The 25,817-nt window shown below is 52.6% G+C and carries 24 protein-coding genes and 3 tRNA genes; 16 read left to right on the top strand and 11 right to left on the bottom strand.

Going from position 1 to position 25,817, the window contains the following annotated elements:
* The first annotated feature begins 42 nt into the window (after nucleotides 1-42).
* The 6 genes from uvrC (at nucleotide 43) to nadB (ending at nucleotide 4,982) form a co-directional block, all read left to right on the top strand.
* On the top strand, nucleotides 43-1,857 hold the full coding sequence (gene uvrC / locus NF683_RS13805) for an excinuclease ABC subunit UvrC (protein ID WP_253920252.1): 1,815 nt from the start codon (nucleotides 43-45) through the stop codon (nucleotides 1,855-1,857).
* A 97-nt stretch (nucleotides 1,858-1,954) separates the two neighbouring features.
* The gene (gene pgsA, locus NF683_RS13800) at nucleotides 1,955-2,503 is read left to right on the top strand and encodes a CDP-diacylglycerol--glycerol-3-phosphate 3-phosphatidyltransferase (RefSeq protein ID WP_038482886.1); all 549 of its coding nucleotides are present in this window, start codon (nucleotides 1,955-1,957) and stop codon (nucleotides 2,501-2,503) included.
* 84 nt (nucleotides 2,504-2,587) lie between these two features.
* Nucleotides 2,588-2,662: transfer RNA gene (locus NF683_RS13795), tRNA-Gly, on the top strand.
* An 87-nt stretch (nucleotides 2,663-2,749) separates the two neighbouring features.
* Nucleotides 2,750-2,823 (top strand) — tRNA-Cys (locus NF683_RS13790).
* 40 nt (nucleotides 2,824-2,863) lie between these two features.
* Nucleotides 2,864-2,950: transfer RNA gene (locus NF683_RS13785), tRNA-Leu, on the top strand.
* Between the two features lie 337 nt (nucleotides 2,951-3,287).
* Nucleotides 3,288-4,982 (top strand): L-aspartate oxidase, encoded by a 1,695-nt coding sequence (gene nadB, locus NF683_RS13780; protein WP_253920251.1) that lies wholly within the window; start codon nucleotides 3,288-3,290, stop codon nucleotides 4,980-4,982.
* Here nadB and NF683_RS13775 read toward each other — a convergent pair.
* Both NF683_RS13775 and NF683_RS13770 read right to left on the bottom strand, forming a co-directional pair.
* Entirely contained in the window at nucleotides 4,959-5,270 is a 312-nt protein-coding gene (locus tag NF683_RS13775) for a hypothetical protein (RefSeq protein ID WP_253920250.1), read from the bottom strand. The two genes, nadB and NF683_RS13775, sit on opposite strands and share 24 nt — an antisense overlap.
* A 46-nt stretch (nucleotides 5,271-5,316) precedes the next feature.
* Complete coding sequence (locus NF683_RS13770) at nucleotides 5,317-5,610, bottom strand: FAD assembly factor SdhE (protein WP_009722716.1); 294 nt, start codon at nucleotides 5,608-5,610, stop codon at nucleotides 5,317-5,319.
* Between the two features lie 205 nt (nucleotides 5,611-5,815).
* On the opposite strand from NF683_RS13770, the gene NF683_RS13765 reads away from it, so the two are divergent.
* From NF683_RS13765 to lapB, 3 genes are all read left to right on the top strand, one after another.
* Entirely contained in the window at nucleotides 5,816-6,112 is a 297-nt protein-coding gene (locus NF683_RS13765; RefSeq protein ID WP_009722715.1) for an integration host factor subunit beta, read from the top strand.
* A 143-nt stretch (nucleotides 6,113-6,255) separates the two neighbouring features.
* Nucleotides 6,256-6,561 carry a lipopolysaccharide assembly protein LapA domain-containing protein gene (locus NF683_RS13760; RefSeq protein WP_038482879.1) on the top strand — a complete coding sequence of 102 codons (306 nt, stop codon included), beginning with the start codon at nucleotides 6,256-6,258 and terminating at the stop codon, nucleotides 6,559-6,561.
* Complete coding sequence (gene lapB, locus NF683_RS13755) at nucleotides 6,562-7,761, top strand: lipopolysaccharide assembly protein LapB (protein ID WP_193068228.1); 1,200 nt, start codon at nucleotides 6,562-6,564, stop codon at nucleotides 7,759-7,761.
* Nucleotides 7,762-7,774: 13 nt separating this feature from the next.
* Here lapB and pyrF read toward each other — a convergent pair whose 3' ends face one another.
* Nucleotides 7,775-8,473, bottom strand: coding sequence for an orotidine-5'-phosphate decarboxylase (pyrF, locus tag NF683_RS13750; RefSeq protein ID WP_253920249.1), 699 nt, complete (start codon nucleotides 8,471-8,473; stop codon nucleotides 7,775-7,777).
* A gap of 274 nt (nucleotides 8,474-8,747) precedes the next feature.
* Here pyrF and NF683_RS13745 point away from each other — a divergent pair, with 274 nt between their 5' ends.
* Nucleotides 8,748-9,032: a ComEA family DNA-binding protein gene (locus tag NF683_RS13745; RefSeq protein WP_089038599.1), complete on the top strand. Its 285-nt coding sequence runs from the start codon at nucleotides 8,748-8,750 to the stop codon at nucleotides 9,030-9,032.
* 114 nt (nucleotides 9,033-9,146) lie between these two features.
* Here NF683_RS13745 and prpF read toward each other — a convergent pair whose 3' ends face one another.
* From prpF to NF683_RS13720, 5 genes are all read right to left on the bottom strand, one after another.
* Entirely contained in the window at nucleotides 9,147-10,325 is a 1,179-nt protein-coding gene (prpF, locus tag NF683_RS13740) for a 2-methylaconitate cis-trans isomerase PrpF (RefSeq protein ID WP_253920248.1), read from the bottom strand.
* A gap of 160 nt (nucleotides 10,326-10,485) precedes the next feature.
* Nucleotides 10,486-13,125: a Fe/S-dependent 2-methylisocitrate dehydratase AcnD gene (gene acnD / locus NF683_RS13735; RefSeq protein ID WP_089038601.1), complete on the bottom strand. Its 2,640-nt coding sequence runs from the start codon at nucleotides 13,123-13,125 to the stop codon at nucleotides 10,486-10,488.
* Nucleotides 13,126-13,158: 33 nt separating this feature from the next.
* Nucleotides 13,159-14,286, bottom strand: a complete 1,128-nt coding sequence (gene prpC / locus NF683_RS13730; protein ID WP_253920247.1) for a bifunctional 2-methylcitrate synthase/citrate synthase — start codon at nucleotides 14,284-14,286, stop codon at nucleotides 13,159-13,161.
* Between the two features lie 57 nt (nucleotides 14,287-14,343).
* On the bottom strand, nucleotides 14,344-15,240 hold the full coding sequence (prpB, locus tag NF683_RS13725) for a methylisocitrate lyase (protein WP_226912621.1): 897 nt from the start codon (nucleotides 15,238-15,240) through the stop codon (nucleotides 14,344-14,346).
* Between the two features lie 43 nt (nucleotides 15,241-15,283).
* On the bottom strand, nucleotides 15,284-16,027 hold the full coding sequence (locus NF683_RS13720) for a GntR family transcriptional regulator (RefSeq protein WP_089038604.1): 744 nt from the start codon (nucleotides 16,025-16,027) through the stop codon (nucleotides 15,284-15,286).
* A 252-nt stretch (nucleotides 16,028-16,279) separates the two neighbouring features.
* Between NF683_RS13720 and pabB the strand changes: the two genes are divergently transcribed.
* Together pabB and NF683_RS13710 are read left to right on the top strand one after the other, a co-directional pair.
* Nucleotides 16,280-17,638: an aminodeoxychorismate synthase component I gene (pabB, locus tag NF683_RS13715; RefSeq protein ID WP_089038605.1), complete on the top strand. Its 1,359-nt coding sequence runs from the start codon at nucleotides 16,280-16,282 to the stop codon at nucleotides 17,636-17,638.
* A gap of 115 nt (nucleotides 17,639-17,753) precedes the next feature.
* Entirely contained in the window at nucleotides 17,754-18,374 is a 621-nt protein-coding gene (locus NF683_RS13710) for a phosphoadenosine phosphosulfate reductase domain-containing protein (protein ID WP_253920246.1), read from the top strand.
* Between the two features lie 64 nt (nucleotides 18,375-18,438).
* On the opposite strand, the gene cysB is transcribed toward NF683_RS13710, so the two are convergent.
* Entirely contained in the window at nucleotides 18,439-19,413 is a 975-nt protein-coding gene (gene cysB / locus NF683_RS13705) for an HTH-type transcriptional regulator CysB (RefSeq protein ID WP_089038607.1), read from the bottom strand.
* Between the two features lie 298 nt (nucleotides 19,414-19,711).
* Between cysB and trxA the strand changes: the two genes are divergently transcribed.
* Nucleotides 19,712-20,095: a thioredoxin gene (trxA, locus tag NF683_RS13700; RefSeq protein WP_009722702.1), complete on the top strand. Its 384-nt coding sequence runs from the start codon at nucleotides 19,712-19,714 to the stop codon at nucleotides 20,093-20,095.
* A 68-nt stretch (nucleotides 20,096-20,163) separates the two neighbouring features.
* On the opposite strand, the gene NF683_RS13695 is transcribed toward trxA, so the two are convergent.
* Nucleotides 20,164-21,261, bottom strand: coding sequence for an AI-2E family transporter (locus tag NF683_RS13695; RefSeq protein WP_089038608.1), 1,098 nt, complete (start codon nucleotides 21,259-21,261; stop codon nucleotides 20,164-20,166).
* Nucleotides 21,262-21,453: 192 nt separating this feature from the next.
* Here NF683_RS13695 and NF683_RS13690 point away from each other — a divergent pair, with 192 nt between their 5' ends.
* Nucleotides 21,454-22,281, top strand: a complete 828-nt coding sequence (locus NF683_RS13690; RefSeq protein WP_089038609.1) for an SIMPL domain-containing protein — start codon at nucleotides 21,454-21,456, stop codon at nucleotides 22,279-22,281.
* Here the strand turns inward: NF683_RS13690 and serS are convergent.
* The gene (gene serS / locus NF683_RS13685; protein WP_089038610.1) at nucleotides 22,226-23,503 is read right to left on the bottom strand and encodes a serine--tRNA ligase; all 1,278 of its coding nucleotides are present in this window, start codon (nucleotides 23,501-23,503) and stop codon (nucleotides 22,226-22,228) included. The two genes, NF683_RS13690 and serS, sit on opposite strands and share 56 nt — an antisense overlap.
* Before the next feature lie 339 nt (nucleotides 23,504-23,842).
* Between serS and NF683_RS13680 the strand changes: the two genes are divergently transcribed.
* Together NF683_RS13680 and NF683_RS13675 are read left to right on the top strand one after the other, a co-directional pair.
* Entirely contained in the window at nucleotides 23,843-25,096 is a 1,254-nt protein-coding gene (locus NF683_RS13680; protein ID WP_089038611.1) for a dicarboxylate/amino acid:cation symporter, read from the top strand.
* A 116-nt stretch (nucleotides 25,097-25,212) separates the two neighbouring features.
* On the top strand, nucleotides 25,213-25,803 hold the full coding sequence (locus NF683_RS13675) for a DUF4202 domain-containing protein (protein WP_089038612.1): 591 nt from the start codon (nucleotides 25,213-25,215) through the stop codon (nucleotides 25,801-25,803).
* Nucleotides 25,804-25,817 lie beyond the last annotated feature (14 nt).

Genomic DNA, 25,817 nt, shown 5'->3' with positions numbered 1-25,817 from the left:
ACCATCGCAGCTTCCGTTGCCTAGAAGCGCCGATTTCCAGCCATGACTTTTGATGCCAAGCAATTTTTAAGCTCTGTCAGTGCCTCGCCCGGTGTTTATAGGATGCTGGACGAGCACAGCAACACTCTCTATGTCGGCAAAGCCAAGCGCCTGAAAGCTCGACTTGCTAGCTATTTCCGTGGCCAGCTTAATGCCAAAACCCAGGCGATGGTGGCACGAATTGCAGATATCCAAATTACCGTCACCCGTAGCGAAACAGAGGCCCTGCTGCTAGAGCAGACGCTGATAAAAGAGCTGCGTCCGCCCTATAACATTCTGCTAAGAGACGACAAGTCCTACCCTTTCGTATTTGTGACTGATCGGCACGCTTACCCTGCGCTTGAATATAAACGCGCGCGACAGCGTCGAGGAGATGGCCGCTATTTAGGTCCTTATCCAAGTAGCGGAGCGGTGAAAGAAAGCCTAGCGCTGATGCAGAAAATTTTCCGCATACGTAATTGTGAAGATAGCGTGTTTGCCCACCGCTCTCGACCATGCCTGCAATACCAAATTCAGCGTTGTAGCGCGCCTTGCGTTGGGTTCATTTCGGAAGCAGATTACCGACGCGATGTTGAGCATGCAGTGATGTGCCTTGAAGGTAAAAGCGAACACGTCACCCAGCTTCTTAGCGAGGAGATGGAAACGGCCAGCCGCGCTTTAAATTTTGAAGAAGCAGCAAGGTTGCGTGACCAAATACAGCAGCTACGCCAGTTGCAGCAACGCCAGTTTGTCGATAACGAAAGTGGTGATGCCGACGTCTTTGCGCTGGCCCAACGCCCTGGAGCGCTAGGCATATCAATACTTAGCGTTCGCGATGGCCGCTTACTGGGCGCTCGCCATCACACGCCTAAAAACGACCTCGACCTGCCACCGGACATGCTGCTGACGGAAGTCGTTAGCCAGTACTACTTTGGTCAACCCCACAACGTACCCAGTGAAGTAATTACCAGCCACCCACTGGAAGATAGCCCACTGATTGCCGACGCACTTTCACAGCAAGCGGGTAAACGCGTTCGCGTCACCAGCCAAGTTCGGGGGCATCGCGCCCAGTGGCAGCATCTGGCTATGACCAATGCCGAGCAACAGCTTGCTTCGCAGCTAGCTAACAAAACCCAGCTTACTCAGCGGTTTGAAGCCCTCCAGAAAGCGCTCGCATTGGACAAAATACCCCAGCGCCTTGAGTGTTTTGACATTAGCCACAGCCACGGGGAAGCAACCGTTGCTTCCTGTGTAGTATTTGACCATCAGGGCCCACGCAAGAGCGATTACCGCCACTTCCGCATCGAAGGCGTCGCCGCAGGCGATGATTATGCAGCCATGCAACAAGCACTAACACGCCGCCTTAAACGGGTAAAAAGTGGCGAGGCAGTGGCGCCTGACATTTTGATCGTCGATGGCGGCAAAGGTCAGTTGAACATGGCTCGCGGTGTGTTAACCGAGCTAGCGGTTACCGATATCATTTTGCTCGGCGTTGCTAAAGGCACCACTCGTAAAGCAGGTCTAGAAACGCTCTTTCTAGAAACCACTGACAATCCCTTACCCCTTGACCCCGCGTCGCCAGCATTACACTTAATTCAGCATATACGCGATGAATCTCACCGCTTTGCCATTGCCGGCCACCGCGCTCAACGTGACAAAGCACGCCGCACCTCTACACTTCAAGACATTCCCGGCATAGGCCCTAAAAGACGGCGCGAACTATTACGCTTCTTCGGCGGCTTGCAGGGCGTTCAGAAAGCTAGCCGCGATGAGCTGGCGCGCGTACCCGGCATTAATGCCTCGCTCGCTGAGACAATTTACCAATCCCTAAATGGATAAACCTACTGTTAACATGGATGCCAAGCACCAAGGGGGATAGAATATCCCCCACTACACTCCGTCTTCCATGACTCTCCGGCAAGGATCGCGCCCCGCGATGAATATACCCAACATACTTACTCTGGCAAGAATCGTTTTTATTCCACTGTTAGTAGTGCTTTTTTACCTACCTTTCAGTTGGAGTATGCCAGTCGCTGCAGGCTTATTTGCACTAGCATCCATCACCGATTGGCTAGATGGCTACTTAGCCCGCCGCTGGAATCAATCAACGCCGTTTGGCGCGTTTCTCGATCCTGTAGCTGATAAATTGATGGTCGCTGTTGCACTGGCGCTACTCATTGAGCGCTTTGACACACTGGTATTAACACTGCCCGCATTGGTCATTATCGGCCGCGAAATCGTCATTTCGGCACTTCGTGAGTGGATGGCCGAAATGGGCAAGCGAGGTATGGTTGCGGTGTCCTGGATCGGTAAGCTTAAAACAACACTGCAGATGGTTGCCTTGCTCATACTTCTGGCCTTCCCTCCAGGACATGAGTTTGCGCTAATGGGTGTGGTTGTTCTTTACGCTGCAGCCATTCTTACGCTGTGGTCCATGGCGCAGTACCTTAAAGCGGCCTGGCCTCACTTGAGCCGTTCCATGTGATCGACTCTCTAGACGACTGAACCTTCAGACAAATTCATTAATTGACAAGCGCGTAGCGATGCGTATAATTCGCCCTCGAGTCGAGCGGGAATAGCTCAGTGGTAGAGCATCGCCTTGCCAAGGCGAGGGTCGGGAGTTCGAATCTCCTTTCCCGCTCCAACTTGGATAGCGTAGTAAAGCAAGAGAAGGTCGTGAGCTGGAACGCCAGTCCGATCGCATCTACTTTCTCGCTCCAACGACTTGTTAGGCTGGATGGCAGAGTGGTTATGCAGCGGACTGCAACTCCGTGTACGCCGGTTCGATTCCGACTCCAGCCTCCATTAAGTGTGGCGATGAATAGCAATATTCCTACGATGCACTGCCCGGATGGCGAAATTGGTAGACGCAAGAGACTTAAAATCTCTCGGAGGCAACTCCGTGCCGGTTCAAGTCCGGCTCCGGGCACCATATTTAATTAGCACCTCCCCCTCTTTCAGCAGCAAACGTTTCCCATCTTGTTTTAAGAGCACTAGAGAAGCTTTTTTGTGCTTCTTACAAGGCTCTTCAATTTTTTGATTACCCCTCTTTTTTACCCATCCTGTTGTATCCGATCGTCAAATAGCTTGCCCTCTCTTAAATATCGCACTAGAGCGCTTAGCCGCTATCTATATGCGCTGAAAGCAATTTTTCACAGACCCTCATCGCCAAGTGACAACAGTCACGCTATGATGCCTTCCTCTGCTGTCTACAGCACGCGAAGCATTTAGCACCTACTGCGTTTGAATGTAAAAGAGGATCCGGCCCCATGAGCTCGCCAACATCCGACGTACTTGTCATCGGCGGCGGCGTCGCCGGCCTAACTTTAGCCCTTGAAGTTGCTGACCACCTTTCGGTAACCCTGGTTAGGCCCGCTCTGGATGACCAAGGAGCCAGCCGCTGGGCGCAGGGTGGAATAGCCGCCGTACTCTCGCCAGACGACGATCTGGACGCCCATGTGCGAGATACGCTCATTGCTGGTGATGGCCTATGTGATGAAGAGGCTGTTCGATTTACCGTGACACACGGCCCAGATGCCATTCAGTGGCTAATCGACAACGGCGTCCCCTTTACACCGGATCCAGACCCGAGCGCCCGCTACCCTTATCATTTAACACGGGAAGGCGGTCACAACGCACGTCGCATTATTCATGCTGACGATGCAACTGGACGCGCGGTAGTCGATACGCTGTACGAAAAAGTCACTTCTCACCCCAATATTACTCAGCGCAGCGACTTAACCATCCTGCACTTAATCAGCGATACCACAGGCCGCTGTATTGGCGCGGAAGGCGTAGATCAACAGCAGCATCGACAAACACTGCTTGCCAAGCACATCGTACTAGCAACAGGCGGTGCAAGTGGCCTTTATCGACACACCACCACCCCATCGCCCAGCAGCGGGGAAGGCATGGTGATGGCCGCTGAACTGGGCGCAAAACTGATGAATCTTGAGTTTCAGCAGTTTCATCCTACCTGTCTGTTTGACCCAGAAGGACCTGCTTTTTTAATTAGCGAAGCCGTACGAGGAGAAGGCGGGCACCTGCTAAATGAGGCGGGTCATCGGTTTATGCCCGATATCGATTCTCGCGCTGAGCTGGCTCCCAGAGACGTCGTTGCTCGAGCAATCGATTCGCAAATCCAACAAAGCAGCCAAGGGCATGTGTGGCTAGATATCAGCCACCTTGGAGCAGCCGCTATTCGCCACCATTTCCCTACTATTTTGGCACACTGCGCCTCTCGGGGAATTGATATAACCCGCCAACCCATTCCAGTAGTGCCTGCCGCTCATTACAGCTGTGGCGGTGTTGCCACAGACCACCGCGGTGCAACTCACGTCACCAATCTCTATGCGGTTGGTGAGCTTGCCTACACAGGCCTACATGGCGCAAATCGCATGGCTAGCAACTCACTATTGGAGTGTCTGGTATACGCCAGGAGCTGCGCAAAGCACTTACTCACGCAGGAAAAACGCGCACAAACACGGCCAGTTGCACCTAAAGAGACTCTTAGCGATACCCCCGATACAATGCCGCTGCTAGGCCAGCAGTGGTCATCCACTTCCTTGGAAGCCCTGGCGGCTATACGTAGCGAACTGCGGGCAACAATGAGTCAGCACGTTTCGATTGTTCGCAGCAATCAGGGGCTAACTATCGCTCACCATAAGCTGAACGAACTTGAGACGCAGCTTAACGACATTTTAAACGACAGTCTTGACGGTGTTGCTGACAGCTCTAAGAGTGGCTCTAACAACGCTTTTGAAGGCACCGCAGACAAGCGCAGCCACCCTGAAAGCGTGCGTTTACAGCAAGCACTGTGGCTTGCAAAGCTGACGGTATTGGCGGCACTTCAAAGACATGAATCACGAGGACTGCATTACTCTATCGACTGGCCTGAGCACCAGGAAAATACAGCGGCTTCGGAGATGTCACTTGATCAGCTATCGCCCGGGACGATGGCATAAGCGCCGCAGCGAACGCTGACTGTGTGCAGGCAAACTATCTGGCCACAACCAAAGCCGCTGCGGCCCGACACGGAGCCCGATTAACCAAGGGCCCACGTAATCAGCATTAACAGGCTGTTCGTTTTCAAGCTCACCCTCTTCCGATAACCACTGCGCACTTAAGTGATGGCCGCTTTTTGAAACTCTTAACTCTCCCATGGGTTGATAGCGATACTCACGGCTCAGCAACAGTATCGCGATTACTGCCACAAGCAACGCTACCCATGGGCTAATAAGCCATGCTGTCACCGCACACACCCCGAATGCCAAGAATGCGTGAAAAGCGCACTGGATTTTAGAGCGTGCGATAAGCAGAGTTATCGGTATTTTCTGCATGTTCTACGATCATCTGCACGATGCGCTTTAATGATGGCTCCTCGGGCCATTCACGACGCATCAACCATCCAAAGAGATCTTGATCCTCTTCCTCAATTAAGCGCTGATAGGCCAACTGCTCATCTTCACTCAGTTCATCAAAGCGGTGTTCAAGAAACGGTATCAGCAGCAGGTCAAGCTCCCACATGCCACGGCGAGAGTGCCAATAAAGCCGTTTACGCAATATGGCTGCAGGGGAAGTATCGTCGTTCAACGTCAGCCTCTCCAGTTACAAAATGAGTCGCCAGTATACCTAAGCCACAGGGTCGCGCCAGCGCCTCACTTCGCCTATGCTGATATTCATTCTAGTACCTTGTTTTATCTGAATTGTTTTATCCTGTTATGCGCAGTATGCTGACTCTGTTGTTATCGAGGTCGCAAGCGCGTCACGGCCATTAAAGTTCGCAGGGAGCCAACCGATGACCAAATCTGAACTAATCGAACAAATTGCGATGCGTCAACCGGAGCTATCCGCCAAAGAAGTAGAAACGGCGGTGCGTATTATTTTAGACGATATGACCGATGCTCTTGCTAGCGGGGGACGGGTTGAGATCCGGGGGTTCGGCAGCTTTTCGCTACACTACCGAGAGCCTCGTGTCGGGCGCAACCCTAAAACAGGAGACCCGGTCGACTTGGACGGCAAGTATGTGCCGCACTTCAAACCGGGCAAAGAGTTGCGCGAACAGGTAGATGCAAGCCGCGCACTTGGCTATTAATGAGCTAACCGAGGCTACATAACCTCGGCGTTGCCAATAGCAAGGCTCTTTTGATCTTGTTATCCGACTTTATGTGGGATGACGCCGCGCCACGACTCATACACAATAGAGCCATTATGAACGTCACTGACTAGGAAACTCTCATGCGTTGGATCAAAGGGCTGATTCTGGCCGTCATATTGCTGGTTGTTCTACTGGTGGGCATTTTATTTGCCGTCAACAACCAACAAACCATTGCCTTAAACCTAATTTGGGCAGAACTGCCGCCTGTGTCACTCTCTGTCTGGCTGCTAGCTACGTTAACTTTCGGCGTTATCTTAGGCATGCTTGCCATGCTAGGTGTTTACGTGCGCCTTAAAGCGCAGCTAGCACGAAGTGAACGACACAATAAGCAACAGCGCAAAGAGCTAGACCGCTTACGCACTCAGGAGCTTAAGGAACTGGCTTAAATGTATGATGTCGTGCTGCTAGGCGTTCTACTGGCAGCCATTGCCATCGGCTTTGGCCTGGGTGTTCGTCACGCTTCCCGCCGCCGCCAGCGCACTCACGACTCTCGCCCATCTGGTTTATCGAGAGAGTACTTTGTCGGGCTGAATTACCTGCTCAATGAGCAGCCCGACGAAGCTATCAATACGTTTGTCAATGCACTGGATGTTAACAGCGATACTGTGGAAACCCACATAGCGCTAGGTAAGCTGTTTCGCGCACGCGGTGAAGCAGACAAAGCCGTTAGCATTCATCAAAACCTACTTGCTCGCCCTGCCCTTTCCACCAGCACTAACGAACATGTGCAGCTTGAGCTAGCACGTGACTTTATGGCGTTAGGCGTTCACGACCGAGCTCAGCGAATGCTGAGAGCGCTGCTGGATAAATCAGACAATGACACCTATCGCCAGGAAGCCAAGCGGCTACTGATTGATTTGCTTGAGCGCGAAAAAGACTGGCAAGAAGCACTCGACGTGGCTCAATCACTGTTCAAGCAACAGCCCGGCATGCAACGACCTGCTGCTCACTGGCTATGTGAACTCGCCCAGCAGGAGATACATCAAGCAAGTCGCGCGATCGCCCGTAAGCACTTAAAAAAAGCACTTCAATTGGATGAGCGATGCGTCCGCGCGACGTTACTACTTGCTGAGCTGGAGATGGATAATGGGCATTACACACGTGCCATTGAGCGCCTAAACCATATTCCCCAGCAGGATATTGCCCACATCCCCACCATGCTGCCCACCCTCCAGCATGCCTATGAGCGTAATAACGACATTCAAGGGTTTGAAACGCATCTTTATCGACTGCTGGGACAAGCACCGTACACCAGCATTATTATCGCCCTCGGAGAGCTCGTTCATCAAAGAGATGGCGTAGATAGTGCTATTGAGCAAACGGGAGAGTGGCTAAGGGAGGCACCCAGCCTGGGGGGACTCGATTACTTAATCGATCTTTATCATGAAAGCCAACGTTTGAGTGGAAAAACTCCGCCAGACACGCGTTTGCTGTTACTTAAGCACCACACCAATGCCCTTTTAGAGGGCAAAGCCCGCCATCGCTGCCGCCGCTGCGGCTTTGCCAGCGACAGCCTGGCATGGCAGTGCCCTAGCTGCCGCCGCTGGGGCACCATTAAACCTATTACCGGGGTAGATGGCGAATAAGCGATGATTACCGTCAGTCAGCCAGCTCAGCTTCTATGGCTGCTAGCGCCATCATTGGCTCTTCCGCCTGTGTTACCGGTCGCCCAATCACTAAGTGCGTACTGCCAACACGCATCGCATCACTGGGTGTCATAATACGCTGTTGGTCATTAGCCGCAGCAAAGCTAGGGCGTATTCCAGGAGTTACCTTCAAAAAGTCGTCGCCACACAGCGCCTTGATTTGCGCCGCCTCTTGGGCTGAACAGACAACACCGCCTAATCCACTCTGCTGAGTTAATGCGGCTAAACGCAATACATGCTCTTCCGGCGTCGCAGCTATGCCTACCTCATGCAGATCCTCAGCTTGCATGCTGGTTAGCACCGTAACGGCAATAAGATGTGTACTTAGCCCATGATCATCTAAACGCTTAGCGGCCGCTTCCATCATCTTGCGCCCGCCCGAAGCATGCACGTTAACCATCCATACGCCTTGCTCAGCTGCCGCCTGCACCGCGCCTGCCACCGTATTGGGAATGTCATGAAATTTTAAGTCTAGAAAAATTTCAAAACCACGCCCATGCAAGGCTTCCAGTACCGCAGGGCCACTGCGCGTAAACAACTCTTTACCCACCTTTACCCGGCAGCGCTTAGGGTCAAGCTGATCTGCCATGCATAAAGCCGCATCAAGAGAGGAATAATCCAACGCGATAATCAACGGGGTATCAGTAGACACTGTGCTTAACTCCATTTTTCATTTGACAGCATTATAACAGCCATCCCGACCCCGCTGTGTAAGTGATTAACCATTATCAGAGAGCAAAAATCTTACAAACACCATCGTTAATGTCTTACAGCCTACCTCCTATAAACGTATTAGTTTAATTAAGGCAAAAGGTATTGAAGGAACAGTCAACCTTTTTGCATACGCAAACCGCCACAGCCTATCACTCCAAGTACAACAACCGATGGGAAAGGCGGCTTTAGGGAAATCTATGAGGATATTAACAATGAAAATAACGCTAAAAGGACTATTGGCTGCACTGCTATTGAGCCTAAGCTTAGGGGTTTCGGGCCTTGCATTGGCACAAGACATCGCGCCTATTAATGTGAATACAGCGGATGCTGAGCTGCTTGCTGAGTTACCTGGTATCGGACCCAGCCGTGCGGCCGCTATTATAGAAGAGCGCGAAAATAATGGCGCATTTGCTAATGTAGATGATCTCACCCGCGTTAGCGGCATTGGCCCCGCCACTGTTGATCGTATGCGCGAGCAAGTAGCGATTGAAGAGTAAACTGCTAAAGCAAAGATAAGTATAAAACTTACATCTCTCTAGGCTGAAGCCGCCGTTTAGGGCATTCCCAAAACGGCGGCAAGGCGTCACCTAGCATTCACGCGCGAATACTCTTTAAAAGCTATCACCGGGTATGCGTACAGAGCCTTCCATTAACACCCGCGCGCTGCGGCTCATGACAGCTTGATCAATCTGCCAGCGCCCATCAGTCAGGCTTGCTTTTGCACCTACACGCAACGAGCCAGAAGGATGCCCAAAGGTCACCGCTTCACGCTCCTCACCACCTGCGGCTAAATTTACTAACGTGCCTTGAATGGCTGCTGCCGCGCCGATGGCAACCGCTGCGGTACCCATCATTGCGTGGTGCAGCTTACCCATGGAAAGCGCCCTTACCACAAGATCGATGTTTTCCGCACTCACCGCTTTACCACTGGACGCCGTATAGCTGGCTGGCGGGGCAACGAAAGCCACCTTCGGCGTGTGCTGCCGGCTGACCGCTTCATCAACATGCTTAATCAATCCCATACGCACCGCAGCATGGGCACGAATGGTCTCGAACATGACGAGTGCTTTGGCATCGCTGTTAATTGCTTCCTGCAGTTCACAACCGGTATAGCCTATGTCCTGGGCGTTAACAAACACGGTGGGAATACCCGCATTAATCAGCGTCGCTTTTAAAACGCCAACCCCGGGCACTTCCATGTCATCAACCAAGTTCCCGGTTGGGAAAATTGCCCCTTCACCATCCGCAGGATCCATAAAGGCCACAGGAATCTCAGCCGCAGGAAAGGTCACACCATCTAGCTCAAAATCGCCGGTCTCCTGCACCTGTCCATTAACAATAGGCACTTGAGAGATAATGGTTTTACTGATATTGACCTGCCAAATACGTACTTCAGCGACACCGTTTTGCGGTATTTTGGCGGGGTCAACTAACCCATTAGCAATCGCATAAGGGCCTACTGCTGCCGATAAGTTGCCGCAGTTGCCGCTCCAATCCACAAACGGCTTATCAATTGAAACCTGGCCAAACAGGTAGTCCACATCGTGATCCGCGGACTCGCTCTTGGAAAGAATAACCGTTTTACTAGTGCTGGATGTCGCCCCTCCCATCCCATCGATCTGCTTTTCATAGGGGTCTGGGCTACCAATCACCCTCATCAGCAGTTTATCTCGCGCCTCGCCCGGCACTCTTGCCGCCTCGGGCAAGTTGTCCAAGGTGAAAAACACCCCCTTACTGGTGCCACCGCGCATATACGTCGCAGGAATACTAATTTGTCCAACATGAGACATAAATAACGCTCCCTAACCATTTTCAATGACGATGCCTGAACATTCTCAATGTCGATTATCAATGACCATGTTCACTAATCGCATGCCGAAAAAAGAGCCCGGCGCTTAGCGACGGGCTCTTTCATTAATCGCCTTGGCGCTACGTTACACGCCAATTTGGCTAAGCCGTGGTGGACTCAAGAAAGTCTTGGGCAAAACGCTGCAAGACCCCACCGGCAGAGTAAATCGTGACCTCTTCGGCGGTATCAATACGGCAGATCACCGGCACACGTTCAGTGGTACCATTTTGACGATGAATAACCAGCGTTAGCTTGGTGCGCGGCTGAGGAGTGCCCTCTACGTCGAAGACTTCCGTACCGTCCAGCGCCAAGGTTTTACGTGTGGTGCCCTCTTCAAACTGCAGCGGCATCACGCCCATACCAATTAAATTGGTACGGTGAATACGCTCAAAGCCCTCGGCCACAATGGCTTCAACACCCGCTAGCGCAACACCTTTCGCCGCCCAGTCACGTGAGGAGCCCTGGCCATAATCCGCACCGGCAATAATAATCAGCGGCTGTTTACGCGCCATATACGTCTCAATGGCTTCCCACATCCGCGTCACGGTGCCCTCTGGCTCAACCCGTGCCAACGACCCCTGCAGCACATTGCCCTGCTCGTCGTGGACCATTTCATTGAACAGCTTGGGGTTCGCCAACGTCGCCCGCTGGGCAGTTAAATGATCGCCACGGTGGGTCGCGTAGGAGTTAAAGTCCTCCTCAGGCAAGCCCATCTTGTGTAGATACTCACCTGCTGCGCTGTCCAGCATAATCGCGTTAGAAGGCGACAAATGGTCGGTGGTGATATTGTCCGGCAAAATCGCCAACGGACGCATACCTTTCAAACCACGTTCGGCAGCCATATTGCCTTCCCAGTAGGGAGGCCGACGAATATAAGTGCTCTGAGGCCGCCACTCATAAAGCGGGCTGACCTGAACGCGCGCGCTCTTGTCGAGGTCGAACATCGGGATATAGGTTTGACGGAACTGCTCTGGCTTCACGGAAGCCTTCACAATCGCATCGATTTCGCTATCGTCGGGCCAGATATCTTTTAGCGTGACGGGGTTTCCGTTTTGGTCGGTGCCCAGTACGTCTTTCTCAATATCAAAGCGAATCGTGCCAGCAATTGCATAGGCAACCACTAAGGGCGGTGATGCCAGAAATGCCTGCTTCGCATAGGGGTGAATGCGCCCGTCAAAGTTACGGTTACCGGAAAGTACCGCTGTGGCGTATAGATCACGGTCGATAATTTCTTTCTGGATGACCGGATCTAACGCCCCGGACATGCCGTTACAGGTCGTACAGGCGTACGCCACGACACCAAAGCCAAGTGTTTCCAGCTCATCCATCAGCTTGGCTTCTTCCAGATACATCTTGACGGTTTTCGATCCCGGCGCCAGCGACGATTTCACCCACGGTTTGCGGGTTAACCCTAAGCGGTTAGCATTACGAGCAATTAAGCCAGCTGCCACCATGTTGCGCGGGTTAGAGGTATTCGTGCAGCTGGTAATCGCGGCGATAATCACCGCACCATCTGGCATTCTACCTGCTTGCTCGTCGGCCCTTGCTTTATCCAAGTCGATCGCGATACCGCGCTGGGCCAGCTCCGAGGTGGGCAAATGAGCATGAGGGTTGGAAGGCCCTGCCAAGGTGCGATTAACGCTTGAAAGATCAAAGCGCAGTATCCGCTCATACTCAGCAGTTTTTAGACTATCGGCCCATAGCCCTGTGTGCTTGGCATAGGCTTCAACCAGAGCAACCTGCTCATCCTCACGCCCCGTGAGCTTGAGGTAATCAATGGTTTGGTTGTCGATGTAGAACATCGCCGCCGTGGCGCCGTACTCTGGCGTCATGTTGGAAATGGTCGCCCGGTCGCCTACGGTTAACGCGTCGGCACCTTCTCCGTAAAACTCCAGGTAGGCACCGACGACGCGCTCTTTACGTAGAAACTCGGTAATCGCCAACACCATATCGGTGCTGGTAATGCCTGGCTGCAGTTTGCCAGAGAGTTCTACACCTACGATATCCGGCAGACGCATCATCGAAGCACGGCCCAGCATCACACTTTCGGCTTCAAGACCACCCACACCAACGGAAATAACACCCAGCGCATCAACCATCGGCGTGTGGCTATCGGTGCCCACACAGGTATCTGGATAAGCAATACGCACGCCTTGCTCATCAGGGCGGCACTGCACCACCGGCGACATTTTTTCCAGATTGATCTGGTGCATAATGCCGTTACCCGGAGGAATAACATCAACGTTCTCAAATGCCACTTTGGTCCAGTTAATGAAATGGAAGCGGTCATCGTTACGGCGATCTTCCACCTGGCGGTTTTTTTCGAACGCGTCTTTCTCAAACCCAGCGTGCTCAACGGCCAATGAGTGATCAACAATCAGCTGTGTAGGTACCACAGGATTCACTTTAGCCGGATCACCGCCCTTCTCAGCGATGGCATCCCTTAGGCCAGCAAGATCGACTAGCGCGGTCTGCCCCAGGATGTCATGGCATACAACGCGTGCCGGGTACCAAGGAAAATCCAAATCTTGCTTGCGCTCGATGAGCTGTTTCAGTGCATCGGTTAACAGCGCTGGATCGCAGCGGCGTACCAACTGCTCAGCCAACACTCTGGACGTGTAGGGCAGCGTCGCGTAGGCGCCGGGCTTGATATCTTCAACGGCTTGATGCGCGTCGAAGTAATCTACCGGAGCACCCTCTGCCGTCACGCCTGGCAGCGGCTTACGATAATTCGTGTTCATAATGCCTCTCACTTAATCACGGCCCGTTAAGGGTTAGTCACGCGCTTCGATGGGCACCCACTCGCTCTTCTCAGGACCAGTGTAGTCGGCGCTGGGGCGAATAATGCGGTTATTGGCGCGCTGCTCAAACACATGCGCTGCCCATCCCGTTAAACGGGACATGACGAAGATTGGCGTGAACAGTTTGGTCGGAATATCCATGAAGTGGTAAGCACTGGCATGGAAGAAGTCCGCATTGCAGAAAAGCTTCTTCTCGCGCCACATGACTTCTTCGCAGCGCACAGAAACGGGATAAAGCACGCTGTCGCCAACGTCTTCAGAAAGTTTCTTCGACCACTCTTTGATAATTTCATTACGCGGGTCAGACTCGCGATAAATGGCATGACCAAAGCCCATGATTTTCTCTTTGCGCTCAAGCATACCAAGCATTTCACGCTCAGCTTCTTCCGGCGAAGCCCAGTTCTCGATCATCGCCATGGCCGCTTCGTTAGCACCGCCATGTAGCGGGCCACGCAACGAGCCAATTGCGCCGGTAACACAGGAGTGCATATCGGAAAGCGTCGAGGCGCAAACCCGCGCCGTGAACGTTGACGCATTGAACTCATGCTCGGCGTATAGAATCAGCGATACGTTCATAACCCGCGCATGCAGCTCAGAAGCGGGCTCGCCGCGCAGCATATGCAAGAAGTGACCACCTACCGAGGCATCGTCGGTTTCAGTATCAATACGAACGCCGTCGTGGCTAAAACGGTACCAGTAGCAAATAATTGAGGGCAGTACCGCTAGCAGTCGATCAGAAACATCCTGCTGCTGGTCAAAGCTCTCTTCTGTCTCCAGGTTACCCAGCATGGAGGTACCGGTGCGCATAACATCCATCGGGTGCGCATCTTTGGGAATTTGCTCCAGTACGGTTTTCAAAGCATCGGGTAAGCCACGCAGCCCCTTCAGCTTGGTAATGTAGCTATCAAGCTCGGCTTGATTGGGCAGCTTGCCTTTCAGTAATAAATACGCGACTTCTTCAAACTTCGCCTTCTCGGCCAGCTCTTTGATATCAAAACCACGGTAGGTTAATCCGGAACCCGTTTTACCCACCGTACACAGCGCTGTAGCACCGGCGCTTTGACCACGGAGTCCTGCGCTGTTTTGCGGTTTGTCAGCCATGTCGTGTCTCCTGTTAGCTCTTTTTATATGTTTTAGTATTGATAATGTTAACGGCTATTAAGCGTCTTTCTGCTCAGCAAATAGCGCGTCGAGCTTTTGCTCGAAATCGTGATAATTTAAAAAGTCGTACAGCTCATCGCGAGTCTGCATGGTATCGACCACCTCTTTTTGATGACCGTTATCTAAAATGCTCTGATACACCTTCAATGCGGCAGCATTCATAGCGCGGAAGGCCGATAGCGGATAGAGCACCATGCGGCACCCCACCTCGCCCAGCTCCTGCTGAGAGAACAGCGGCGTTGCGCCAAACTCAGTGATGTTGGCCAGTATTGGCGCATTCACGCGCGAACAGAACGCACGATAATCATCCAGGGTGTGCACGGCTTCGGCGAAGATTGCATCCGCACCCGCCTCCACACAGGCATTAGCACGCTCGATAGCGGCGTCTAAGCCCTCTTTCTGGAACGCATCGGTACGCGCAATTAGATAGAAATCGGGATCAAGCTTGGCATCTGCCGCAGCTTTGATGCGGTCAACCATTTCCTGCTGGGACACAATGGCTTTATTCGGGCGGTGGCCGCAGCGCTTTTGAGCCACTTGGTCTTCCAGGTGAACCGCAGCAACGCCTGCGCGCTGCATCTCTTTAACGGTACGCGAAATATTAAAAGCACCGCCCCAGCCCGTATCGATATCTACCAGCAGCGGAAGATCGGTAGCGCCGCAGATACGATGTGCATCTTCCACCACGTCGTTCATGCTGGTCATACCCAAGTCCGGCAAGCCAAAAGACGCGTTAGCCACGCCGCCGCCCGACAGATAAATCGCTTGGTGGCCTACTCGCTCGGCCATCATCGCGGTATACGCGTTAATCGTGCCTAGAATCGGTAGAGGGCGGTTCGCGTCTAGCGCAGCACGAAAGCGAGCACCTGGCGTGAGAGTAGATGAAGTGGACATTGGCATTGCTCCTTTAAAAGGCTTGGCGGATAGGCGTAACGAACTAATCCGCTGATGACGTTGATTGTTGTTCAAGAACAGCAGCGTAACGGTCGGCGACGTTGGCTCGGGAAGCGCTAACGTGGCGGCGCATCAGCAACTCCGCTAGCTCGGCATCTCCGGCTTCAATGGCATCTACAATACGATGGTGCTCGACAAAGGCGAGCTGGGGCCGCTTACCGCTGGCGCTGAACTGGGTACGGTAAAGACGCACTAAGTAGTAGAGATCATCGCAAAGCAGGTTCATCAGCATTTTGTTATGGCTGCCTTGAACAATGCGATAGTGGAAGTCGAGATCGCCTTCGCGCTGATAGTAAGCTTCGCCACGCTTGAGATCTGCCTGGCCTTCGTGAAGGGCCAACACCTCACGCAGCCCTTTAATCTCCTCGGCAGACATATGCTCAGCAGCCAAGCGGGCTGCCATGCTCTCAAGCGCTTCGCGCACATCAAACAACTCAAGCAGCTCTTTCATAGAGAGTTTGACAACGCGAGCGCCAACGTGAGGAACACGCTCAATTAGACGGTGCGCTTCTAAACGCCGCATGGCTTCGCGCAACGGACCGCGAGAGATACCGTACGTTTTAGAAAGCCCCGGCTCGGTAATTTTGCTGCCCGGCGCCAGCTCTCCACGTACGATAGCGTCTTGAAGCTGGTGAAAGACCCGCTCAGCCAGCGTTCGGACTTCTGGTGAGGTCTGATCACTGGGCGAATCAGCTTTAGAACGAGAAAGAGTAGCAAGTGAGGTCATGGCTAATTGTCGACAATTATGAGGTAGGAGAACTTTAGCCCGCCACATTTGTGCCGTCAACTAGTCAAAATGGTCGATTTTATTCACCTTTCGTGTAACCCAGCCATTTATTCTTGGGCTAATGTCAACAATCATGCTCTTTCCGTTAACCGTGTTTAACCTACCGTGAGAAAGGCGTCAGTGGTTAACACTGGTGTCATCTATTAACGACCTCTAGAATGCGATGCCTTCCATCGGCCTGGCGTTTGCTCCATGACATCGGCGTTGACCATTAAAGCCCTGCCCTACTCTCCTACTCCCCTGGAGATCTTTGCTCACCTGCGAAAGCGTCATGGTGCGGTATTACTTGATAGCGGCCGCCCATCAGCAAACGGGCGCTACGACATTATCAGCAGTGATCCGTTAGCTACACTAGAAGTCATGCCTGATGGACAAACTAACTTCACTTCAACGCAGCTGGACCTTCCCTCGGCACTCGCTGGAGATATGACCGCCCAGCAGCAATGGATGCTTGAACAGCTACCCAGCACAGATTTCCCCAGCGAGCTGCCTTTTTTAGGCGGCCTGATGGGGTATTGGAGTTATGACCTAGGACGTAATAACCTCGCGATTTCCAGCCGCCACCCCAATGTTACTAATCTGCCATTGGCACGTTTGGGGCTTTACGACTGGTGCATTACCTTTGATCACGAAAAGCAGGCAACATGGCTCATTGCAACAGCAACTCGCCAACAGCAGGTCATGAAATGGCTAGCTCAGCCACCTGCCAGTGTTGCTAAAGACTTTCACTTAACCAGCCCCTTTCATGGCGAGCTAAGCCAAGCGGATTACACCGAACGTTTTAACACTGTTCAGCACTACATTCGCGCCGGCGACTGCTATCAAATTAACCTTGCTCAGCGGTTTACAGCGAGCTATGAAGGCGATGAATGGCAGGCTTACCTACGCCTTCGCAAGGCAACGCCAACGCCCTTCTCAGGCTTTATGGCATGGAAAAACCAGGCGGTACTCTCGCTTTCCCCCGAACGCTTTATCCAGTGTAAAGACGGGCGAGTGGAAACGCGCCCAATCAAAGGCACGCGACCACGTGGTAAGTCGCCGGAGGAGGATATCACCCTAGCGGAACAGCTATTAAGCAGCACGAAAGACCGCGCGGAAAATGTCATGATTGTTGACTTGCTGCGCAATGACTTGGGACGCGTATGCGCTCCTGGGTCTATTCGTGTACCGCAGCTATGTCAGTTAGAGAGCTACCCCAACGTGCATCACCTGGTAAGCGTGGTTCAAGGTCAGCTCGCCAAACATCGCTCACCGCTATCTCTGCTGACAGCAGCGTTTCCTGGCGGCTCTATTACTGGCGCGCCTAAAATACGCGCCATGCAAATTATCGACGAGTTGGAGCCTTGCCAACGCAGTGTCTATTGCGGAAGCCTGGGGTACATTGATAAACGGGGCAGCATGGACACATCAATTGCGATACGCACCATGGTGGCAGATGCAGGCAAGCTACATGTTTGGGGCGGCGGAGGATTAGTCGCCGACTCTAGAGCAGACGAGGAGTACACAGAAACACTGGATAAAATCCGTCATCTAATCGGCGCTTTGGAATAAATAACAAAATTCTTACATCAAAAAGGAATATAAAAGCCAAACCAAACGGTATTGGGGCTAAGCCCCTTCTCTTTGATAGCCTAGTGTCATACTCGACCTTATGACAGGAGGCAGCATGTCTTCAGCGCTTGACAGCATTAACCGTGATTTTGCCAATAATCCCCAAGAGCTTATCAAGTGGGCGCTTAGCCAAGGCGAGCGGCCTATTTGCACAACCAATTTCCGGCCGTTTGAGGCGGTGATTCTGCATATGGTCACTCAGGCACGCCCAGACATACCCATCGTATGGATGGATAGTGGCTATAACACTGAGGCCACTATCCAATTCGCCGATGCCTTAATCCAGCGGCTGAACCTAAACATGGTCAGCTTTATTCCGCAGCGAACCCGTGCTCACCGCGAAGCGCTAGAGGGGGCAATGCCCAGCATTGACGACCCACGTCACGCAGCCTTCACTCAAGAAGTAAAGATTGAGCCGTTTGAGCGTGCCCTGCGGGAAATGCAGCCGGATGTATGGTTCACAGCCCTGCGGGCAGAGGACACCCCAGAGCGGGCTAAAATGCAGCCTGCCAGCCGTAACAGCGATGGCTTATTAAAAATTGCCCCGCTGCTGCAGTGGACAGCAAAAGATATGTACTACTATCTTGAGGCACACGACCTGCCCAACAACTTCGACTACTTCGACCCCACCAAGGTAGAAGACAAACGTGAGTGTGGCCTGCACTTACAGCACTGATTAGGCAGAGAACGGTGAATAGCGCCCAGACACCCACGTCAAGCGCTATTCACCCACTACGCTCCTAATGCTCAGGAAGCTCTACTCCCTCAAACAACTCATGCTCAAAACGTGGGCCAGCCAACAAGGCTTCGTCTACCAGGTCCCGGGTAAGATGAGGTGCAAAGCGTACGAGAAAATCGTACATGTAGCCACGCATAAAAGTGCCACGACGAATCCCAATCTTAGTCGTAGAACTCGCGAAGAGATGGCTGGCGTCCAATGCGACCAAGTCTTCATCTAGCACCGGATCAACCGCCATTTGGGCGACAATACCAACCCCCATGCCCAGTCGCACATAGGTTTTAATCACATCAGCATCAGCGGCCGTTAACACCACATTGGGCGTAAGTCCCTGTGCTTTAAACGCATCATCTAACTGCGAGCGGCCGGTAAACCCAAACACATAAGTAACGAGAGGATGTTCGGCCAACGCTTGAAGCGTCAGCGGCTTGTCTATCGATGCCAGTGGGTGGTCTTTAGGTACTAAAGCGCAGCGATTCCAGCGGTAGCAAGGTAACAACACCAAGTCGGTGAATAGCTCTAGCGATTCAGTGGCAATTGCAAAATCGGCCTGACCTTCGCTAACCATCTGAGCGATTTGCTTGGGTGTGCCCTGCTGCATATGTAGGGCAACATCAGGATACTTGAGGGTAAACTCGCTGATGATAGGAGGTAGTGCATAGCGCGCCTGAGTATGAGTAGTAGCAATCGACAAACTCCCCCGGCGCTCGTCACTGTGCTCTTGGGCGACTTGTTTGATGTTTTCGGTCAGCTTCAACACCTGACCTGCCAGCTCAATGATAGACAGCCCTGCAGGCGTTACGCGGGTAAGGTGCTTTCCGCTACGTGCAAAAATCTCCACACCTAGCTCATCTTCAAGCAAGCGTATCTGCTTGGAAATACCCGGCTGCGAGGTAAACAAACTCTGCGCGGTGGCTGACACATTCAGGTTGTGTCGATTGACTTCCCAGATATAGCGAAGTTGCTGTAGCTTCATATCCTCACCTTATTATCTATGCAGGAAGCACGTTGAAGCGCATCCTCGCGCCGCTGCTAACTTGCACCACCCGCGAAGCACCAAAAGGTGCAATACGCGGGGGGCGACACGCCTCATACATACAATTTTGAATAAAAAATTCTCTTATAATTCACTTATAGTATAAAAAATAGCCGTTACGAACACCTCAAAATTTTTCATAATGGTTGTCTAAACGTCATAGGAAATTTGCCAGCACCTTCTTCGCCCGCTAACATCTGCCAACTTGGCGCGGTGAAGTGCGCTAGTAAAACGCGTAATGACCGTTGCTCCATTTGAGGCAACGAAACAGCAAGAGCAACGCAAACGGGAGAAACAGATGGCTAACAATGTTGATGTCACCAACGCCAATTTTGAGCAAGAAGTCCTCAACGCCGAACAGCCAGTCCTACTGAAGTTTTGGGCCCCCTGGTGCGGTCCCTGTAAAGTAATGGCACCTGTGGTTGATGAAGTTGCCGCCGAACGTGGTGATAACCTGAAAGTGGTTAGCGTGAACGTTGACGATGCGCCTGAAATTGCTGCAGAACAAGGTGTGCGCGGCGTTCCGACAGTGATGTTATTTAAGTCGGGCACGAAAGTGGCATCGCTGGTAGGTGCACAGTCTAAATCCCAGCTGACCCAATTTATCGATCAAAACGCCTAACGCGCGCGAACGCTACCGCTGGCACTGCCAGCGGTAACTCTCTGCACTTCCCATCCTAAACGCTCCCTTTATTCTCGACGCTTCCAAGGCGGACGACGTGCATCACCAAGACGCGTTCGACGCTGCCCTCCCGGCCCCAGCAAATGAGCAATCCAGCGAGTCTGAGGATGGCTATCCAAGGCGATTTTTAATGTCATCGTCAATACGACCGACAACAACATCCCCGTAGCGCCAAAGATCCACCCCCACACAACCAACGAAAGAAACGCCACGAAGGTAGATAGCCCCAGCGCTTGCCCCATCACTCGCGGCTCAATCAAGTTACCCAAAACAAAATTAATCACCAAATAGGCGGATGCGAGTAACAGCGCCTGTAATACTCCGCCATCTTGAGATACTAACAATAGCAGTACGGGAGGAATCGCCGCCAAAGCCGAGCCGATATTAGGGATAAAGTTAAGCGCAAAAGCCAATACCCCCCACAGCAACGGAAACTCCACTCCCACTATCAAGCAAGAGAGCCATACGAGTACCCCGGTGGCCAAACTAATAACGGTCTTCACTGCTAGATAGCGTTTCAGCGTTAAACTAAACTCGCTAAACCGCTTTAGGCTTGGCGCTGGGTTCTCAAGAGCGCGGGACACTTTATCTCGGAAATTAAGCGTCTCAAACAGCATGAAAATAACTAACAGCCCAATAATACTGCCTTGCATAAAGAGATTGCCGAGCTCGCCTAACAACGTTGCCACCCACGACCCATCGTCCTCCATAGCAAGCATATTGCTAAGCTGATCAGGATTAATGGCTAGCCCACGGCTGGAGAGCGCGTTGAGCAAAGCCCAATAGTGCTCATACAAGCGCGACTCGATATCTGGCAGCACCTGAACAAAGGTGCTAAAGCTGTTGACCACCAGCAAACCAATTAAGGAAATAAAGCCCAATAGCACCATCAGCGTTAAAAAAGCAGAAGCTCCCCTACTGAGGCCACAACGATGCAGCCACTGCACAGGCGACGTACATACAACAGCAATAAATACTGACAGTAGCAGAGGAACCAAAAGATCCGCCCCGGCCTTCATACCCGCCACAATAACGACTAGTGCAGCAAGCGCCAGGGTCGCATTTAAGGGGATGCTACGATAATCCTCATCCGATAATTTCGACATTGCCCTTTCCTTAGCGTGTTATCCAGATATCATGGCCGCTCGCACAATATTGCACAAACCATGACAACATTAAGCAATTGCTTTGCATCGACTCTTAGCCAGTGAACTTTATTGCGCTTTGCCCTTCCAAGCAGCGTCACAGTATAAGTTAGTTAACATTAAACATTGGCTCGATCAGTAAGGAAGTGACTTATGAACCTAGTAACACCACAGCTAAAACGCTTGCGCTACGGCGTGCTTGGCAGCGCACTGCTCGCCCTTCTGGCAACGTCTACGGCTCATGCTGCTCCCACTACCCCGCCTAGCTTACAGGTCCAAGCCCAATCATGGGTGGAAGTAGAGCCCGATAAAGCCACTCTGTCCGCACGGCTGTGGGAAAATACTCCCGCGGTTTCCACGCTGGAAGATACCGACAGCGGCGAACTGAGCGACGCACGCGAACGACTGGAAAATCGTGCCAGTGAGCTAATTAAGGCCATGGAAGACATTGGCATTGAGCAGCGCGCCATCAATGCAGGGTCACTCAATGTTTATCCTGAGCACGTCGCCGGCCCGCGCAACGATGATGGTGAGCGTGAAACGTTAATGCGCACCCGCTTAGAGCGCCCTTTCAGTATTGAGCTTACCGATATAGATCAGTTGGGCGAGGTGCTTGACGCCATGATAAGTGCTGGCGTGAACACGCTAGACGGCGTTCAGTTTGATCTTCAAGACCGCAACGCCGCTACCGATGAAGCGCTGACCAAAGCACTAGAGAAAGCCCGCCATAAAGCGGACCTAATGGCCAGCACCCTAGGCGTAAGCCTTGGTCAAGTACAGCGCATTGAAGAAGCCCAAGCTCCCGTCTTCCAGCCCCGCATGATGGCCATGCGCGCTGAGAGCGATTCCATGGGCAGTGGTTCCGCTAGCGACTATCGCCCCGGCACCATTCGTATCGATGCCGAGGTCAACGTCGTGTGGGCAATTAGAGGGCAAGACGCTCAAGACCGCCCAAGTAATGCTGGAGAGGCTCAGGAATAGCAATAGAGCCATCCGCCTGCTGGTGGTTTTCAAGCACCGCCAGCAGGCAACGCCCCACTGCCAAACCTGAACCATTCAATGTATGTAACAACTGCGGCTTTTTAGCGTCTGGGTGGCGGAAGCGAGCTTGCATGCGCCGCGCCTGGAAATCCTCACAGTTAGAGACTGAAGAAATCTCCCGATACGTTTCTTGGCTAGGTAACCAAACTTCCAAGTCGTAGGTCTTCGCCGCACCAAAGCCCATATCACCGGTACATAACGTGACTACGCGGTAAGGCAACTCCAACGCCTGCAGAATTGCTTCAGCATGGCCACGCATCTCTTCCAGTGCTTCATAACTCTTTTCTGGCTCAACAATCTGCACCATTTCAACTTTATCGAACTGATGCTGACGAATCATGCCGCGGGTATCGCGCCCATGAGAACCTGCTTCGCTGCGGAAACAAGGCGTATGGGCAGTCAACTTCATTGGCAACGCCGCCTGATCGACAATCTCATCACGCACAAAGTTAGTTAGTGGCACTTCCGACGTCGGAATTAGGTGGTATTCCCGCTCGTCGTTAAGTTTAAACAGATCTTCGCCAAATTTTGGCAGCTGGCCGGTGCCCATCAGCGAATCGCGATTCACCATGTACGGCACATAGCACTCTTCGTAACCATGCTGCTGAGTTTGCGTATCCAGCATAAATTGCGCCAGTGCCCGATGCAGACGCGCAATCGGCCCACGCATTACCGCAAAGCGAGCGCCAGTCAGCTTAGCCGCCAGTTCAAAATCGAGATAACCCGATTTCTTACCAAGATCCACGTGATCCAGCACCTCAAAATCAAACTCACGCGGCGTACCCCAGCGGTGAAGCTCAACATTATCGTCTTCGCTTTTGCCTTCAGGCACGCTTTCATGAGGAAGATTGGGAATACCACTGATAGCGTCATCCCACTCTTCCTGCACCTCAGCCAGTTCTTTCTTGGCTTTATCCAGGCGCTCGCCTAAATCGCTCACTTCATCCAGCAACGGCTGAATATCTTCACCGCTAGCCTTCGCCTTGCCAATCGCTTTTGAACGCATATTGCGCTCGTTTTGCAGCTGCTCGGTCTGGGTTTGCAACTCACGACGGCGCGATTCCAGCGCTTGCAGTGCCGCTTTATCAAGTTCGAAGCCCCGCCGGGCCAGTTGTTGCGCAGCCGCATCAAGATCACCGCGCAGCAGTTTCGGATCGAGCATGAGTTATCCCTTGGCCTGAAATCAGTGGAACACGGCGTACATCGCCCGTGATGAAAGAGGCCTATTGTAGGCAAAAGCACGGCGGGGAGCTATGGGGGAGCGCCAGCGAGTTATTACCTAATACAGCAAGTTATGAAAAGCAGGTTGGAAAACGAGAATTAGGGGTTCACATCTCCAAGAAAGATTCCTTCCGAACGTTTACTGCACAAAACTCCCGCTCCCCTGCATACGCTATTACCAATCGGCATAAAAACCTTGGCTCACTAGCCCAAAGTGATAGAGTGCCCGCCGATTTGCAGCGCGAATCACTAATAATGGATGTTAAACAGGAGAAGCGTAGTGCAGGAAACAGCAAAAAAGGGAAAGTTTTCTTGGTGGAGTAGAATCGCGCTGTGGAAAAAAATTTTGGCGGGGTTGGCACTGGGGATCTTAGCCGGTGCGTTACTAGGTGAAACCGCCAGTGTCTTTAAGCCGCTCGGCGATATTTTCATTAATGCCATAATGATGCTGATTGTACCGCTAGTGTTTTCGACGCTAGTAGTCGGTATTACCTCAATGCGTGACCCGCAAAAAATGGGTCGCATTGGTGCGCGTACTATTACCTTGTATTTGGTGACGACGGCCTTTGCGATCAGCATCGGTCTACTGCTGTCCACCTTGTTACAGCCAGGGGTAGGCGTCGATTTAAGCTTCGATACAGAAGTGACTGCAAACGAAGCCCCCTCTCTGATTTCTATTCTGGTTAACTTGGTGCCGCGCAACCCTCTCGATGCCCTGGCTAATGGCAACATTATGCAGATTATTGTATTTGCCATTGGCTTAGGTATTTCGCTAACGCTGATTGGCGAAAAAGGCGAGCCGGTTATGAAGGTTTTCGATAGCTTTGCTGAAGCTATGTACAAGCTCACCGGCATTGTGATGGCCTTTGCGCCCTTTGGTGTATTTGGCTTAATCGCTCACGTTTCGGGCCAGTACGGCTTAGAAATCCTGCTGCCGCTGGCCAAGCTGATTGGCGTGGTATATCTCGCCTGCATTCTGCATGTGTTGGTAATTTACTCTGGGTTTATTTCACTACTTGGCCGCTTGAACCCTGTGCGCTACCTGAAAGGCAGCTTGGATGCCATTGTGGTGGCGTTCTCCTCTGCCTCGTCTGCTGGCACGCTACCGGTGTCGATTCGCTGCGCGCAAAAAAACCTAGGGGTTTCAGAGGGCGTTTCTGGCTTTGTGCTACCCGTGGGCGCGACGATTAACATGGATGGCACAGCGCTTTACCAAGGCGTAGTCGTGCTGTTTATTGCCCAAATGACCGGCACCGATCTAACCATGATGGATTACGGCATGATTGTGGCCACCGGCACGCTGGCCTCAATTGGCACCGCGGGCGTTCCCGGCGCGGGTCTTATAATGCTGTCGATTGTAATGGCACAAATTGGCCTTCCTCTGGAAGCGATTGCGGTGGTTGCCGGTATCGACCGTATTCTGGATATGGCCCGCACCAGCGTAAACGTGGCGGGTGATTTGATGGTCACGACCCTGGTGGGGAAAAGCGAAGGCGAGCTAAACGAAGAGGTTTATAACAACAACCGCGCATAGACTTCTTTATGAATGTTACTTTAGCGCTTGCTGCCTTTGTGCAGCGGGCGCTTTTTTTATGGCCTGGCGCTAACCTGCTAGCATGTCGTTAATCTTCCCTAATCATGCGAGCTCTTATGCCCTCTGCGTTTGAACAAACTCTAACGGCCATTGATGCGCTTCACGCCCAAGATCCGCGCCAAACCACCCTTACCGATGGTACACCCCTGCCCCAGGAGCTTGCCTACGCCCAGCGTATGAGCCATTGGTTAGCGCAGTTGCAATCTGCCCCTGCCGAACTGCTGCGTTTGGCGGTACGCGCCCAGCATCTCCAGCGCTGGCTTGTGCCGCGCAGCGATTACCCTGAAGGACGCATAGGCTATTTAACCTGGCGTCGCGATCAGGGTGAGCGCGCGGGCGATACCACTGCCCAACTGATGCGTGACGCTGGCTATAGCGCTGCAGACGCCGAACGAACCGCAACGCTTATCCGCAAGAAAGGTCTTGGCCGCGATGCCGATGTGCAAGCGCTGGAAGATTGCGCCTGCCTGGTGTTCTTGGAAAATTACTTCGCGGATTTCTCCCGCAAGGTCGAGCACGACCATATGGTGCGTATTGTGCAAAAAACCTGGGGCAAGATGTCCCCCCAAGCACATGCACTTGCTCTGGCACTACCCATGAACGCGACCAGCGCAGCGCTGGTGAAAGAGGCGCTTGGCAGCGCATAAGACGCGCCATCAAG

The organism is Halomonas sp. MS1, from assembly GCF_024182575.1.
Lineage (GTDB): Bacteria > Pseudomonadota > Gammaproteobacteria > Pseudomonadales > Halomonadaceae > Vreelandella.
Note: the sequence above shows the minus strand (reverse complement) of the source record. Positions and strands in the feature narration are given on the sequence as shown.

What these genes read in the sequence shown, in the direction of transcription:
- cysB (WP_089038607.1), bottom strand. Translation starts at nt 19,413, where the DNA reads ATGAAGCTACAGCAACTTCGCTATATCTGGGAAGTCAATCGACACAAC.
- pabB (WP_089038605.1), top strand. Translation starts at nt 16,280, where the DNA reads ATGACATCGGCGTTGACCATTAAAGCCCTGCCCTACTCTCCTACTCCC.
- trxA (WP_009722702.1), top strand. Translation starts at nt 19,712, where the DNA reads ATGACCGTTGCTCCATTTGAGGCAACGAAACAGCAAGAGCAACGCAAA.
- NF683_RS13690 (WP_089038609.1), top strand. Translation starts at nt 21,454, where the DNA reads ATGAACCTAGTAACACCACAGCTAAAACGCTTGCGCTACGGCGTGCTT.
- serS (WP_089038610.1), bottom strand. Translation starts at nt 23,503, where the DNA reads ATGCTCGATCCGAAACTGCTGCGCGGTGATCTTGATGCGGCTGCGCAA.
- NF683_RS13745 (WP_089038599.1), top strand. Translation starts at nt 8,748, where the DNA reads ATGAAAATAACGCTAAAAGGACTATTGGCTGCACTGCTATTGAGCCTA.
- lapB (WP_193068228.1), top strand. Translation starts at nt 6,562, where the DNA reads ATGTATGATGTCGTGCTGCTAGGCGTTCTACTGGCAGCCATTGCCATC.
- NF683_RS13720 (WP_089038604.1), bottom strand. Translation starts at nt 16,027, where the DNA reads ATGACCTCACTTGCTACTCTTTCTCGTTCTAAAGCTGATTCGCCCAGT.
- uvrC (WP_253920252.1), top strand. Translation starts at nt 43, where the DNA reads ATGACTTTTGATGCCAAGCAATTTTTAAGCTCTGTCAGTGCCTCGCCC.
- NF683_RS13765 (WP_009722715.1), top strand. Translation starts at nt 5,816, where the DNA reads ATGACCAAATCTGAACTAATCGAACAAATTGCGATGCGTCAACCGGAG.
- NF683_RS13710 (WP_253920246.1), top strand. Translation starts at nt 17,754, where the DNA reads ATGTCTTCAGCGCTTGACAGCATTAACCGTGATTTTGCCAATAATCCC.
- prpC (WP_253920247.1), bottom strand. Translation starts at nt 14,286, where the DNA reads ATGGCTGACAAACCGCAAAACAGCGCAGGACTCCGTGGTCAAAGCGCC.
- NF683_RS13675 (WP_089038612.1), top strand. Translation starts at nt 25,213, where the DNA reads ATGCCCTCTGCGTTTGAACAAACTCTAACGGCCATTGATGCGCTTCAC.
- NF683_RS13695 (WP_089038608.1), bottom strand. Translation starts at nt 21,261, where the DNA reads ATGTCGAAATTATCGGATGAGGATTATCGTAGCATCCCCTTAAATGCG.
- nadB (WP_253920251.1), top strand. Translation starts at nt 3,288, where the DNA reads ATGAGCTCGCCAACATCCGACGTACTTGTCATCGGCGGCGGCGTCGCC.
- prpB (WP_226912621.1), bottom strand. Translation starts at nt 15,240, where the DNA reads ATGTCCACTTCATCTACTCTCACGCCAGGTGCTCGCTTTCGTGCTGCG.
- pgsA (WP_038482886.1), top strand. Translation starts at nt 1,955, where the DNA reads ATGAATATACCCAACATACTTACTCTGGCAAGAATCGTTTTTATTCCA.
- prpF (WP_253920248.1), bottom strand. Translation starts at nt 10,325, where the DNA reads ATGTCTCATGTTGGACAAATTAGTATTCCTGCGACGTATATGCGCGGT.
- NF683_RS13760 (WP_038482879.1), top strand. Translation starts at nt 6,256, where the DNA reads ATGCGTTGGATCAAAGGGCTGATTCTGGCCGTCATATTGCTGGTTGTT.
- acnD (WP_089038601.1), bottom strand. Translation starts at nt 13,125, where the DNA reads ATGAACACGAATTATCGTAAGCCGCTGCCAGGCGTGACGGCAGAGGGT.